Source organism: Paenarthrobacter sp. NPDC089988 (genome assembly GCF_044748465.1).
Lineage (GTDB): Bacteria > Actinomycetota > Actinomycetes > Actinomycetales > Micrococcaceae > Arthrobacter.
Genome location: NZ_JBIVGD010000016.1, coordinates 24,112 through 36,734 on the forward strand (window position 1 = coordinate 24,112; position 12,623 = coordinate 36,734).

9 protein-coding genes are annotated in these 12,623 nt (G+C 63.3%); 3 read left to right on the forward strand and 6 right to left on the reverse strand.

The window, feature by feature from the left end; genetic code table 11:
- Positions 1-43: 43 nt before the first annotated feature.
- Positions 44-1,114 (reverse strand): polyprenyl synthetase family protein, encoded by a 1,071-nt coding sequence (locus ACIPV6_RS17655; RefSeq protein ID WP_400272126.1) that lies wholly within the window; start codon positions 1,112-1,114, stop codon positions 44-46.
- 278 nt (positions 1,115-1,392) lie between these two features.
- Here ACIPV6_RS17655 and idi point away from each other — a divergent pair, with 278 nt between their 5' ends.
- Both idi and ACIPV6_RS17665 read left to right on the forward strand, forming a co-directional pair.
- A complete protein-coding gene (idi, locus tag ACIPV6_RS17660) occupies positions 1,393-2,019 on the forward strand; it encodes an isopentenyl-diphosphate Delta-isomerase (RefSeq protein WP_400272187.1) in 627 nt (208 codons plus the stop codon).
- Between the two features lie 293 nt (positions 2,020-2,312).
- A complete protein-coding gene (locus ACIPV6_RS17665; RefSeq protein WP_400272127.1) occupies positions 2,313-3,611 on the forward strand; it encodes a Y-family DNA polymerase in 1,299 nt (432 codons plus the stop codon).
- A 33-nt stretch (positions 3,612-3,644) separates the two neighbouring features.
- Here ACIPV6_RS17665 and ACIPV6_RS17670 read toward each other — a convergent pair whose 3' ends face one another.
- The 3 genes from ACIPV6_RS17670 to nirB are packed head-to-tail and all read right to left on the reverse strand — an operon-like array spanning position 3,645 to position 8,479.
- The gene (locus tag ACIPV6_RS17670; protein WP_400272128.1) at positions 3,645-4,796 is read right to left on the reverse strand and encodes a uroporphyrinogen-III synthase; all 1,152 of its coding nucleotides are present in this window, start codon (positions 4,794-4,796) and stop codon (positions 3,645-3,647) included.
- 10 nt (positions 4,797-4,806) lie between these two features.
- Positions 4,807-5,841, reverse strand: coding sequence for a uroporphyrinogen-III C-methyltransferase (gene cobA, locus ACIPV6_RS17675; RefSeq protein WP_400272129.1), 1,035 nt, complete (start codon positions 5,839-5,841; stop codon positions 4,807-4,809).
- Between the two features lie 10 nt (positions 5,842-5,851).
- Positions 5,852-8,479: a nitrite reductase large subunit NirB gene (gene nirB / locus ACIPV6_RS17680; RefSeq protein WP_400272130.1), complete on the reverse strand. Its 2,628-nt coding sequence runs from the start codon at positions 8,477-8,479 to the stop codon at positions 5,852-5,854.
- A gap of 282 nt (positions 8,480-8,761) precedes the next feature.
- On the opposite strand from nirB, the gene nirD reads away from it, so the two are divergent.
- On the forward strand, positions 8,762-9,124 hold the full coding sequence (gene nirD / locus ACIPV6_RS17685; protein WP_400272131.1) for a nitrite reductase small subunit NirD: 363 nt from the start codon (positions 8,762-8,764) through the stop codon (positions 9,122-9,124).
- Here the strand turns inward: nirD and ACIPV6_RS17690 are convergent.
- Complete coding sequence (locus ACIPV6_RS17690) at positions 9,121-10,866, reverse strand: phospho-sugar mutase (RefSeq protein ID WP_400272132.1); 1,746 nt, start codon at positions 10,864-10,866, stop codon at positions 9,121-9,123. The genes nirD and ACIPV6_RS17690 overlap by 4 nt on opposite strands.
- A 102-nt stretch (positions 10,867-10,968) precedes the next feature.
- Complete coding sequence (locus ACIPV6_RS17695; protein WP_400272133.1) at positions 10,969-12,609, reverse strand: glycoside hydrolase family 32 protein; 1,641 nt, start codon at positions 12,607-12,609, stop codon at positions 10,969-10,971.
- Between the last annotated feature and the right edge of the window lie 14 nt (positions 12,610-12,623).

The window sequence follows — 12,623 nt, forward strand, 5'->3', positions numbered from 1 at the left end:
CTTGGTGTGAAATGAGGCCAGTCTGTCAGTGATTGCAGTTGTTTTAGTACGATCGAGCCACTGTGTTCGAAGCGAGTTGGTGCAGTGCTGCCTTGGCCGTGGGTCTTATGTCCGCCGCGTCGAGGAATTCCAAGGACGCGCGGAACCGGGAGGAAATAAGATCTTCAACAACCTTGTCCGCTCCGGTGGCCAGCAGGATGTCCCGGCATTCTTGGGCACCGTCACTAGTGAGTCGGGCATTGCCCAGATGTCGGCGAAGCCTGCGCACCTGTGAGGCTGTAGCCCGTTCGAACGCGGCACACATCAAAACGGTGTGTTTACCTTCGCGGAGGTCGTCGAGTACAGACTTGCCAGTTAGCTTGGGATCGCCAAAAATCCCGAGAAGATCGTCCCGGAGTTGGAAGGCCTCTCCGAGTGGGACGGCGAACGCGGAAAGTGCGCGTACCTGATCGTCCGTGGCGCCAGCCAAAAGGGCACCAATCTGGATGGGCCGTTCAAACGTATATTTCGCCGTTTTGTATTGCACAACTTTCCACGCGGTAGCCAGGCACGGGGAAGCAGGTGCGCTGGCCAGCAGATCAAGGTACTGTCCAACTGCAGTCTCGGTGCGCATCATACTTAGGACCCGGTAAGGCACCGGCAGTTGACGTTCTTCGTGTGGCTCCGGCTGAATCAGGTCATAGGACCAGCCCAAGGCTAGATCTCCCAGCAGTATGGCTGCGTTGTTTCCCAACTGATCCGCACTTGGAAAGTGCCGGAGATGGGCAGCCAACGCGTGATGGGCTGTAGGGAGCCCCCGCCGCGTGGCTGATTTATCCATGATGTCGTCATGGATCAAAGCGAAGGCATGGAAGAGTTCGAGTGACGCTGCGATCCGGTAAACCAGCGGTGGCGGGACTTCGTCACTCACGCAGGACCACCCGACTATGCAGAGACGTGGGCGGATGCGCTTGCCTCCGGCCGCGAGCATTTTGCGAAGAAACTTTGTGAATACCGAGATTTCAGAACCACAAGCGGACTGATCTTGGCGCTCAAGAAATGCTTCAAGGATTGCATCAACGCGTGTTTTAACATGCGAAACGTCCGCAATTGAATCCGCTTGCAATGCTGTCATAATTCACTGTCCCCACAGGAAAGTCTGGTGATCCGCTTCGGAACTATTGACCGAAGCCGCAACGGGAATGACGATAGCATGCGTTCAATCAAAATTAGTCAACTCGATGCCACCTCTTGAGTGCAAGGCTCCTGTCTGATCGCCTTTGGGATGATAGGTTTCGAGAACTTTGCTCGAGGGTGTGACCTAGGATCGGGTGTTCAAAAGTTGCGGTGGTGTAGGTATCGAATCCAAGGATTAAAGGTACCTTTTTGCAAAGCTTGATGATTACTCGAAACATGGGTATTAACGGCGAAAATTACCGTTTTCATATCTCAATAACGTGCGTTATAGGAAAAGTATCAAACAGCGATAAGGTGGGATTTTTAGTGACCGTGGAGCAGGTAGTGCTGGTAGACGACCGTGGGGAGCCAACGGGCGTTTGCTCCAAGGCGGACGTTCACACAAGGGATACCCCACTTCATCTTGCGTTTTCGTGTTACGTCTTCAACGCCAAAGATGAAGTCCTTGTGACGCGCAGATCCCTTGAGAAGGTTGCGTGGCCGGGGGTGTGGACGAATTCGTTCTGCGGTCATCCTCTGCCGGGCGAATCCATGGAGCAAGCTCTCCGGCGACGTTCAGGTTGGGAACTTGGGATTGAAGTAACCGCGCCACGCGTGGTGCTTCCAGGATTCCAGTACCGGGCTGTAGACGTAACCGGGATTGTGGAAAACGAGATTTGCCCTGTCTATTTTGCTTTCAGTGAAGGCACTCCTGATCCCCGGCCGGCCGAGGTGATGGACTTTCGTTGGGCAAAGTTGGATGATCTCCGGCGAGCGGCCAGTGCTGCCCCGTGGGCATTCAGTCCTTGGCTGGTCCTCCAGTTGCGGGATGACCGCCTTCAGGCGGCTCGCGTTCTGGGCTGAGGGGACCATTGATACTCGTCGAATGAGCAGGGCCTTGCGGTCTTCGGGTTCAGCTTCCGAGCCAACCAGCGCTGGCCTCGAATCCCCATGAGGGATATTCCGGCGTCGTCGCTACCGGATGGGACGCCTTCGCATTGCTGATCCGACGGTGGCCAAGCGGCGACTGCAACACCCTGCAAGGCTATTTTGTCCGCGGCTCGCTGTACAGTTGAATAATTCGAATATTTGTTCGAATAAACCCGTGTCTCGCACTTGCTTGGCCGGGTTCATGTGCTAGCACCGGAAGGGGTCTGATGTCCAAACCAGCCCTCATGCGCCGGATGCAGGAAATCGCCCACGTGGACATCAACTGCTTCTACGCATCAGCCGAGCGCGCCTTCAACCCGGCACTCGAGGGGAAGCCCTTGATCGTGCTGTCCAACAACGACGGCTGTGCGGTGACCAGGTCGCCTGAGGCCAAGAAGCTCGGGATCGGAGTGGGAGACCCGTGGTTCAAGATCGCGCCGCGGGCCAAGGAATGGGGACTCATTGCGATGTCCAGCAACTATGAGCTGTACGGCGACATCAGCCTGCGCGTCATGGATCTCTTGCGGCGATACTCGGCGTGGCAGGAGGTGTATTCCATCGATGAAGCCTTCCTGGGGGTGAAGGGCAGCCCGGAGCACCTCCTGGATCTCGGACGGACCATCAAGGAAGCGTGCCGCAAGCATGTGGGCGTGCCGGTGTGCGTAGGCATCGCCCCCACCAAGACGCTGGCAAAGCTCGCCAACAAGTGGGCCAAGCACAATCCGGCGTTCAACGGCGTGTGCCGCTGGGATTCCGTGCCGGCGGATCAACGCGAGGCGCTCATGTCGCGGTTGTCAGTCATCGAAATCTGGGGGATAGCGACGCGGCTCACCAAGAGGCTGAACGCCATCGGGATCTTCTCCATTCTAGACCTGGTGCGGGCGGACCCCGTGAAACTGAGGGACAAGTTCTCGATTGTCGTGATGCGCACCGTGCTGGAACTGCAGGGCACGCCGTGCATCCCCATGGAAGAGGAACGGATCGGGCGGGACCAGTTGATCTTCTCCCGCTCCTTCTCAACGCCCATTACGACGGCGGCGCAGTTGCGGCAGGTGCTCAGCGTCTATGGCCAGATGGCCAGTGCCCGCCTGGCGAAGCATGACCTGCAAGCCAAACTGCTCACGGCCTACGCGGCGACGTCCGTGTACAACCCCAACGACAAATCCTTCCCGACCGTCACCGTCAGGTTGCCCATGCCTACCTCGGATCCCGTGCTCCTGACCAAGGCGGCGCACGCTCTGGTGCCCAAGTTCCAGGAAGGGACCAAGTACGCGAAGGCAGGGATCATGGTCACGGACCTGCGGCCCACCGGCAACCAGAAACCGTTGGAAATCTTCGAGAACCGCCACGAGGAACGGGGGATCGGGCCGCTCCTGGAACAGGTCAGCAAACGCTACGGCCGCGGCTCCATCGGCTTGGGGCATGCTGGCATCCGTGGCGGCCCGGATTGGTCCATGAAGCGGGGCCTGCTGAGCCCCCGCTACACCACCCGCTGGGACGAACTGCCCCTGGTGAAGGCAGCTTGAAGTGGACGGCGGCGTAGCGGGTTGCAGAAAGGACTACGCCCGCAGGCGGTATCCGCGCTTGACCACGGTCTCCACGAGCTTGCCGTCGGGCAGCGAGGAGCGCAGCCGGCTGACCGTCATGTCCAGGGCGTGCACGGAACCGCGCAGGTCCAGCAGCTCGGACAGCGCTTCGCGGGACAGCACCGCGCCACCGGCGCCCAAAAGAGCCCGCAGCAACAGCAACGGAGCCGGTGCCAGTTCCACCACTTCACCGTTGATCCGCAGGCAGCGCCCGCGCAGCTCGATGGTGGCGCTCTTGGTCTCCAGACGGCGCACATGGTTCAGCGACAGATGCTCGGTGACCAGGCGGATCAGGGCACCCATGCGGTACCTGTCCGGGATGAGCGGCGTCAGCCCGGCGTCGACCAATGGCTGGGCGGTGACAGGCCCGACGGCGGCGACCGTCACTGGTCCTTTGAGGGCCTCGATGAGCTGGCGGTACAGGCCCATCTCGTGCGCCGTGCTCCACATGGCATCCACGGCCGGGGCGCTGGTGAACGTCAGAACGTCCAGGTTTCCGCTGACCACGGCTTCGATCAGGCGCGGCAGCTTGTCCTCGCCGTCGGGCTTCACCCACCGGTAGGGCGTCACGGTCAGCACCGTGGCCCCGGACATCCGGAGCCGCTCAAGCTGGCGGACATCCGTGTAGCCGTGAAGCTGCACGGCCACAGTCTTACCGCGCACGCCTTCTGCCAGGAGCATGTCCACCAGTGTGGCGGTGGTTTCGTCGCTGCTGATTCCGACGTCGGCAAGCCCCGCCGCGCGGACGGCACCGCGGGCTTTGGGTCCCCGGACGAACATGCGGCAGGCGGACAGTGTTTCCAGGAGTTGCTCGCCGATGCCGAAGGAATCCGCGGCCTCGCACCAGCGGCGCATGCCGTAGGCCGTGGTGGCGATGCAGATATCCGGCTTGGCCTCGATGATGCTCTTGGTGTCCTCGATGAGGATCAGGTCTTCCTGGACGGGAGCGATCTTCAGGGCGGGGGCATGGAGTACGCTCCCGCCGCGGCGTTCCAACGCTTCGATGAGGTCCCGGGAACGGCGGTGCGAGGTGACGCCGATGCGGAATCCGTCCAGCGGCAGGTCCGTGGCTTCGGTGGCCTCGGCCAACGTCACAGCAGCTTCGAGCTCGTGTGCAACAGTCATGGGTTTACCTTCAGGCTTCAAGGAGCGAAGCCGCGAGGCGGCTCAGTTCGGCGGATGCTTCGGCATGATTGCGGTTGGCTTCAGCCACCCGGACCACCTCGCCGATGACCAGCACGGCCGGGTTGCTGCAACCGGTGGCTGCCGTTTCGATGGTACCCAGATCCGCGATGGTGGTGCGTTGACCGGGCCGGTATCCGCGCTCCACCACAGCCATGGGCATGTCCGTTTTCATCCCCGCGCGGCGCAGGCCGGCTGCAAGCTGGGGGAGCGTCCCAATGCCCATCAGGACCACGATGGTTCCGCCGAGGCCCGCCAGGTGGGTGTGCTCCTTCTCGGTCAGGGGAGCGTGTCCGGAAACCACTGTGAACAGGTGGCTTACTTCCCTGTGGGTGACCGGAATTCCGGCAGCGGCAGGAACGGAAATGGCGCTCGTAACCCCGGAGATCACGCGCACCGGTACACCAGCGGCAACACAGGCTGCCACTTCCTCGCCGCCGCGGCCGAACACGTACGGATCGCCGCCCTTGAGCCGGACAACATTCTTTCCGCGGAGCGCGGCTTCCACCATGAGCTTTTCGATGTCACGCTGCGTCACCTTGTGGTGGCCGGGCTGCTTTCCGACGTCCACCAGGTCGGCGGAGGTCAGCGCGGCCAGTTCCTGGTACGGGGCCAGCCTGTCGTAGAACACCACGTCGGCATCCCGCAAGGCATCCACCGCGCCAACCGTCAGCAGGTCCAGTGCACCCGGACCACCGCCCACCAACGTCACGTGCCCTTCCAGGCCCGGTGCGGGTTCGTCGGCCACAGGGATTCCGGCTTCGCGGCAGCGTTCCAGCAGCGGCAGCCAACCGGTATCGCCGTCGTCCACTACTGCCACCAGGAACGGGCGCACGGTGAGTGGACCGTCGAAGGCGATATCCGATGGCGTGCTGAGCCGGTGCACCACGGCGCCGGCAGCCTGGTAGCGGCGAACCGCCTGGCGCGAAGCGGTATCGGAACCGGTGACCAGAACATCGCGGCCGGTGAGGTCGATGGTGAGCTGCATGGAATTCCCCCTAGTTGTCTGCCGTGACGGCACTGCGGACCGGAATGGTGGAAGCGATGAGCACGCCACCCTTTTCCTCGTTCGTTGCCGGGCGGATCTGGCCACGCTCCGGAACGAAGGAGATGGACTCGTCCTTCTGGTTGGGGGCGTTGACGAAGGAACGGAAACGGCGCAGGCGCTCCGGGTCCTTCAGGGTCTCGGCCCACTCGTCCTCGTACGTGTCGATGTGCTTGGACATGGCGGCCTCGAGTTCCTCGGCGATGCCCAGGGAGTCGTTGACCACCACTTCCTCCACGTGCTTCAGCCCGCCGTCGAGCTCTTCCTGCCAACGGGCCGTGCGCTGCAAGCGGTCCGCCGTGCGGATGTAGTACATGAGGTAGCGGTCGATGTACTTGATGAGCGTCTCATCGTCCAGGTCCTTGGCCAGCAGCTGGGCGTGGGCGGGAGTGGCGCCACCGTTACCGCCGACGTACAGGTTCCAGCCGTCGGCCGTGGCGATCACTCCAACATCCTTGCCCCGGGCCTCCGCGCATTCACGGGCACAGCCGGAAACGCCCATCTTCAGCTTGTGCGGGCTGCGGAGGCCGCGGTAGCGCAGCTCGAGGGCGATCGCCATCTGCACGGAATCCTGGACGCCAAAACGGCACCAGGTGGAGCCAACGCAGGACTTCACCGTGCGCAGGCTCTTGCCGTAGGCCTGGCCGGATTCGAAACCTGCCTCCACCAGTTCTTTCCAGATATCCGGGAGCTGCTCGAGGCGGGCACCGAACATGTCGATGCGCTGGCCGCCGGTGATCTTCGTGTAAAGGCCGTACTTCTCGGCCACGGCGGCAATGACGCCAAGGCCCTTCGGGGTGATCTCGCCACCGGCGATGCGGGGGACCACCGAGTAGGTGCCGTCCTTCTGCATGTTCGCCAAGGCGCGGTCGTTGGTGTCCTGCAGGGTGCCACGGCCGGCATCGAGCACGTACGCGGAGTGCTGGCTGGCCAGGATGGAGGCAATGGTCGGCTTGCAGATATCGCAACCGGCGCCAGTGCCGTACTTGGCCATGATGTCCTCGAAGGACGTGAGCTCCAGGACACGGATGGCGTCGAACAGTTCCTGGCGGGACAGGCTGATGTGCTCGCAGAGGGCCTTGGAGACCTCGATGCCGGACTTCTTCAGTTCGCCTTCAAGGAGCTTCTTGAGCATCGGAACACACGAACCACACTGGGTACCGGCACGCGTGCAGCCCTTGAGCCCGCCCAGTTCCTGCACGGGGGCGTTGCCTTCGCAGGCGCCGCAGCCGTTGATGGCGTCGCGGATGGAACCGGCCGCCACATTGTTGCAGGAGCACAGGATGGCGTCGTCCGGGAGTTCCGTTTCCGGAGCCTCGCCGCCACCGGCAGCGCTCAGGTAGGCGCCCGGTTCGGTGGGGAGCTCCCGGCCCAGGAGCGGTCGCAGGCTCATGTACGGGGAGGCATCGCCCACGAAGATGCCGCCCAGCAGGGTCTTGGCATCGTCGGTAGTGACGATCTTCTGGTAGACGCCACGGGCGGGATCGGCGTACACGATCTCCAGGGAGTGCTCCGTCCTGGCGAAGGCGTCACCAAAGCTGGCCACGTCCACGCCGGACAGCTTCAGCTTGGTGGCCGTATCAAAGCCCGGGAACGTTGCTTCACCACCGTGCAGGCGGTCCGCCACGATCTCCGCCATGGTGTTTGCCGGCGCCACCAGGCCCAGGCACATGCCACCGAAGTTGGCCACTTCACCGATGGCCCAGATGCCCTCAACTTCCGTGGCGCAGAAGTCGTTGATCACCACGCCGCCGCGCTGTCCCAGGCTGAAGAGCTGCTCTTCGCCCTCGGCGGCGCGGAAGAGGTCATCGCGTGGCTTGACGCCGATGGCCACGATCACGAGGTCCGCCGGGATGGTGCGGCCGTCCGCCATCAACACTCCGGTGACCTGGCCGTCGTCGTCCGCCAGTACTTCGGACGGGAACACGCCACCGTGGACCTCGAAGCCCTTGGCCTCGATCAAACGGCCCAGGGCCTGGCCGGCGCCTTCATCCAACTGCGTGTTCATGAGCCACGGCGAGCCGTTAATGACCACCGGTGTGGCACCGAGCTGTTCGGTTCCGGCAGCGGACTCAAGGCCCAGCAAGCCGCCGCCGATGGTGACGGCGTTGACCTTGCGGCCCAGCTTGGCGCCGAGGTCGGCGATTGCCTTGTTGATGGCCCACACGTCTTCAAGGGTCCGGTACACGTGGGTGTGTTCGGCGCCGGGAATCGGCAGGCGGGCTGCGTCGGAGCCGGAAGCCACTACCAGTTCGTCGTATTCGTACTTGTTGCCGGCGGCGGTGAGTACGCTCTTGGCGACCGGGTCCACCTTGATGGCGCGCTCGCCGGTCTTCAGGGCCAGCGCCTGGTGGTCCCACATGGACGCGTCACCGAGGGTGAGGTCAACATCTGTTTCGGTCAGGGCCTTGCTCAATGCCACGCGGTCGTAGGGGAGGTGGGCTTCCTCGGTGAGGACGGTAACCTGCCAGCCATCGAGTCCGCGGTTGTACATGGCGTCGGTAAAACGGTGGGCAGCGGGGCCGCCTCCGACCACGACGATGCGGCGCGGGTTCTCTGTGCTTGAAGTGTGTCCGGTCACTGGTGGGCCTTTCGCAAATGTTGCAGACAGGTCTCCGCAACTTGTGGAATCAGCCTAGGGAAGGGCAGTTTCACTTCAGTTTCCCGTTTGTTTCGTGATCTTAACTTCTGCATCACGAACGCATTTCGCGGGGCGTGAGGTCTCTTTTACGCGCTGGACACAAAGCCTGACACCCGTTGAAACACCCGGGTCCTAGCTTTGAGGAGTGGCCGCGAGTGTGGCCTGGTCCGGGGGAGTGACGGTGGAAAGTGCCCGCACCCGGACGCAGCGAGAGGGGCTGACATGACCGTAATTCTTGACCGCGCAGAGGACCTGTCCATCACCGGCACCTGGCATCGTGTGTGCCCGGTGGACGAGCTCGAACTGGCATGGGGCGAGGCAGCACTGATCGAGGGCCGGCAGGTGGCATTGTTCCGCACCGCCCCCGGTGAGGTTTTCGCCGTCGCACAGCAGGATCCGGCAACGTTCGCCAACGTGATGGCGCGCGGCATCATCGGCTCCCGCGGGACGCGGCCCACCATCGCCTCGCCGCTGCACAAGGAGGTCTACGACCTTGAGACCGGTGAATGCTTCACGCACCCGGAACTGACGCTCGCCACCTATGCCACCCGATTGGTGGACGGCTACATCGAGGTTGAGCTCTAGAGTCCCAGGGCTTCGCGGACATCCCTGAGGACATCGTCCAGGGATGTCCGGGCCGCTTGGCGGGCAGCGGGAAGTTCCGCCGCCGACTCCACGGGCTGGATGACCTCCAGATAGCACTTCAGCTTGGGCTCGGTGCCGCTGGGCCTGATGATCACGCGGCTTTGGTCCTTGGTCAGGTACAGCAGCCCGTCCGTGGGTGGCAACGTTCCGCTTCCTGCCGCGAGGTCCGTGAAAACCTCGACGGCGGAGCCGCCAAACGCTTCCGGCGGGTTGACCCGCAAGCGGTTCATCATGGCATCCAGCAGCCCCAGGTCCGCCACGCGAATGCTGAGTTGGTCGCTCGCGTGCAGGCCATGGACCAAGTACAGCTCGTCCAAGGTATCGAAGATCGTTTTACCTTCGGCCTTCGCGGCGGCCGCGAGCTCGGCGATGAGCACGGCGGCGGAGATGCCGTCCTTGTCCTTCACCAGCTCCGGCGCCACGCAGTAGCCCAGCGCTTCCTCATATCCGTAGAGCAGGCCGGGGACGCGCGAAATCCATTTGAATCCCGTGAGCGTTTCCTCGTGCGGGTAACCCGCCGACGAGGCGATGCGGGACAGCAGCCTGGATGAGACGATCGAGTTGGCAAAGACGCCCTCGCGTGGTTCGTCTCCGGTATCCGCTGCCAGCCGCGCCACCACGTGCGCACCCAGGAGGGCGCCCACTTCGTCGCCGCGCAGCATGCGCCATTCACCCGTCGCGGGGTCCAACGCGGCAACCGCCGCCCGGTCGGCGTCGGGGTCGTTGGCCAGGACGATGTCCGCTCCCATTTCCCCAGCCTTCGCGAGCGCGAGGTCCAGTGCCCCCGGTTCTTCCGGATTGGGGAAGGCCACCGTGGGGAAATCCGGATCCGGTTGGGCCTGTTCGGCCACGAGGGTCACGTCAGTGAAGCCGGCGGCGTTCAAGACGGACACGGCTGTGCCGCCGCCTACGCCGTGCATGGGTGTGAGGACGATTTTGAGGTCCCGTGCAGGGAAGTGTTCCCGGTCCGCCAGGCCAGCCATGGCTGCTTCGTAGTCCGTGGCGATTGATGCGGGCAGCACGGTCCAGCCTGCACCCGCCAGTTCAATCGAGTCCAGCGTGCCCACCGCGGCGATCTTTGCGGCGATTTCCGCATCGTAGGGCGCCACGATCTGCGCGCCCCTGCCGCTTTCCTCCACCGCGTGCCGGCCCAAGTACACCTTGTAACCGTTGTCCTGCGGAGGGTTGTGGCTGGCTGTGACCATCACGCCGCCGTCGCAATCCAGCGCGCGGACCGCGTAGGCGAGGATCGGCGTCGGAAGTGCTGCGGGCATGAGGAACGCTTCGATGCCTGCGGCAGCGAAGATCGCCGCCGTTTCCAGCGCGAAAATGTCCGAGTTGTAGCGGGCGTCAAAGCCGACGACGGCGCGAGGCCGGGTTCCCGGGGAAGCTGCGGCGACGGTTTCGCCAAGGAACGCTGCCAGGCCTGCCGCCGCCCGGCGTACCACCACGCGGTTCATGCGGTTTGGTCCGGGGCCAAGGGCGGCACGGAGACCGGCAGTGCCGAACTGCAGCGTGCCGTTGAAGCTGTCTTCCAATTCCTGGGCTGCTCCGGCGTCGCCTGCTCCGGCGAGGGCTGCGAGCTCCAGGAGGGCGGCCGACGTCGCCGGGTCGGGGTCCTGGGAAGCCCACGCGTGGGCGTCGTCAATCAGTTGTCCAAGTGCGGCATCGCTCGATGTCATAAGCACAAAACTATCCTCAATCGGCCCCTGACAGGCAACGAGAGGTGGGATCCCGGCACATTCATGGGTCGTAAATGCCGGGATCCCGCCTCTCGGCGAAACCTAGAGGTTGCGGGAGCGGACTGAGAACGATGTATTGCCGTCAGTGCTGAAAACGGAGGCCCCCGTGTTGTCCCAGCCCGGGAAGAACGTATCCGTGACCACGGCAGTCCCGTCCTGGGCGAAGACCTCCACGGAGGAGGAATCGAGCAGGATCCGGAGTCGCAGTTTGTTACCGTCTGCTGGCACGCGAACCTGGTGATAGGGACTGAACTTTTCCGAGAAGTTAGTGGTCCCGGCCTTCGAGCGGTCCACTTTCAGGGTGCCCGGGTCCTTCTCGTAGGAGATGCGGAGTCCATCCTTGCCGTCGGCGGAATGACGGAGCAGGATTCCGGCTTCGCGGGCTGACGCCAGATCCAGCTCGAGGTCGATGAGCTGGCTGCGGTCCTCAAAGTCCTTACCAAGGCCCTCCATCCGGGAATCGACGGTGAGGTTTTTGCTCTTCACCTCACCGCGTTCCAGGTTCTGCAAGGCGGTCGCTGCAATGCCCGAACGAAGCTCGTAGCGCTTGTCACCGCGGACCAAGGTGAGCTCCCGCGGGATCGCCATGGCTCCCCGCCAAGGTGTGGTGGGCACGTCCTGGGCGTAATCCCAGTTGCCCATCCAGCCCAGCAGCACCGGCTTGTCACCGGGCGCGTAGGAGATGGTATTGGCCGCGTAGTAGTCGGCTCCGTGGTCCAGCCATTGCGACTCTTCCAGGGGAGCATCGGGTGCCGCAGCGTCTTCCGCAACGAAGCGTGTGCCATCGAATTCGCCCACGAAGTACTGCATTCCGGAGCCGCCCGCAATACCGCCCGGATTCATGCTCAGGAGCATGACCCACTTCCTGGCCGTGGATCCTTCAACGTTCATCTGCAGCAGCTCAGGCACTTCCCAGAGTCCGCCCTGCGCCCCGACGCCGGAGAAATCACTGAGGAACTCCCAGTGCAGCAGGTTGGTGGATTTGAAGAGCTTGACCACTTGGGCGTCGGCCACCACGGTGGTCATCACCCAGTAGTTGCCGGGCTCGTACCAGGTGATCTTCGGGTCGCGGAAGTTGTTATTGTTCGGCTCCAGGTTAAGCACCGGGTTGCCGCGGTGCTTCTCCCACGTGGTTCCGCCGTCCAGGCTGAAGGCCACGGACTGGGCCTGTGTTCCCTGCGGCAGCGCTCCACGCTTCCCGTAGGCGCTGGTGTAGAGGGCAACCATGGGCGGGTTGGAGGCCGAACCCAGCCCGGAGGCGTTCTTCTCATCCAGCACGATGCACCCGGAAAAGATCTCCTCGTCCGCACTGGCCTCCATGGCCACGGGCTGCTGTTCCCAATTCACAAGGTCCTTGCTGGTGGAGTGCCCCCAGGACATGTTTCCCCAGGAGTTTGCGCGGGGGTTGTGTTGGTAGAAGGCATGGTAGGTCCCGTTTGCGTAGACCAGGCCGTTGGGATCGTTGAGCCAGTTCTTTTCCGCGGTCAGGTGAACGGCCGGACGCCACGGTTCCGAAGCGGAAGGCTGCGGCCCGCGCGTGGCGGGGACCGGCGTCGGGCTTTCCGCATCGCGCGGCGCTGTGCAGGAGGCGGCTGAGAACGAAACCACGACGGCGGCACTTGCGGCAAGCAATTGGCGGCGGGAAAAACGGGGGCTGGATGAGGGGGTGTTGGGGTAAGTCATGGGGAATCCTGGGG

What these genes read in the sequence shown, in the direction of transcription:
- ACIPV6_RS17655 (WP_400272126.1), bottom strand. Translation starts at nt 1,114, where the DNA reads ATGACAGCATTGCAAGCGGATTCAATTGCGGACGTTTCGCATGTTAAA.
- ACIPV6_RS17665 (WP_400272127.1), top strand. Translation starts at nt 2,313, where the DNA reads ATGTCCAAACCAGCCCTCATGCGCCGGATGCAGGAAATCGCCCACGTG.
- idi (WP_400272187.1), top strand. Translation starts at nt 1,393, where the DNA reads ATGGGTATTAACGGCGAAAATTACCGTTTTCATATCTCAATAACGTGC.
- nirD (WP_400272131.1), top strand. Translation starts at nt 8,762, where the DNA reads ATGACCGTAATTCTTGACCGCGCAGAGGACCTGTCCATCACCGGCACC.
- cobA (WP_400272129.1), bottom strand. Translation starts at nt 5,841, where the DNA reads ATGCAGCTCACCATCGACCTCACCGGCCGCGATGTTCTGGTCACCGGT.
- ACIPV6_RS17695 (WP_400272133.1), bottom strand. Translation starts at nt 12,609, where the DNA reads ATGACTTACCCCAACACCCCCTCATCCAGCCCCCGTTTTTCCCGCCGC.
- ACIPV6_RS17670 (WP_400272128.1), bottom strand. Translation starts at nt 4,796, where the DNA reads ATGACTGTTGCACACGAGCTCGAAGCTGCTGTGACGTTGGCCGAGGCC.
- ACIPV6_RS17690 (WP_400272132.1), bottom strand. Translation starts at nt 10,866, where the DNA reads ATGACATCGAGCGATGCCGCACTTGGACAACTGATTGACGACGCCCAC.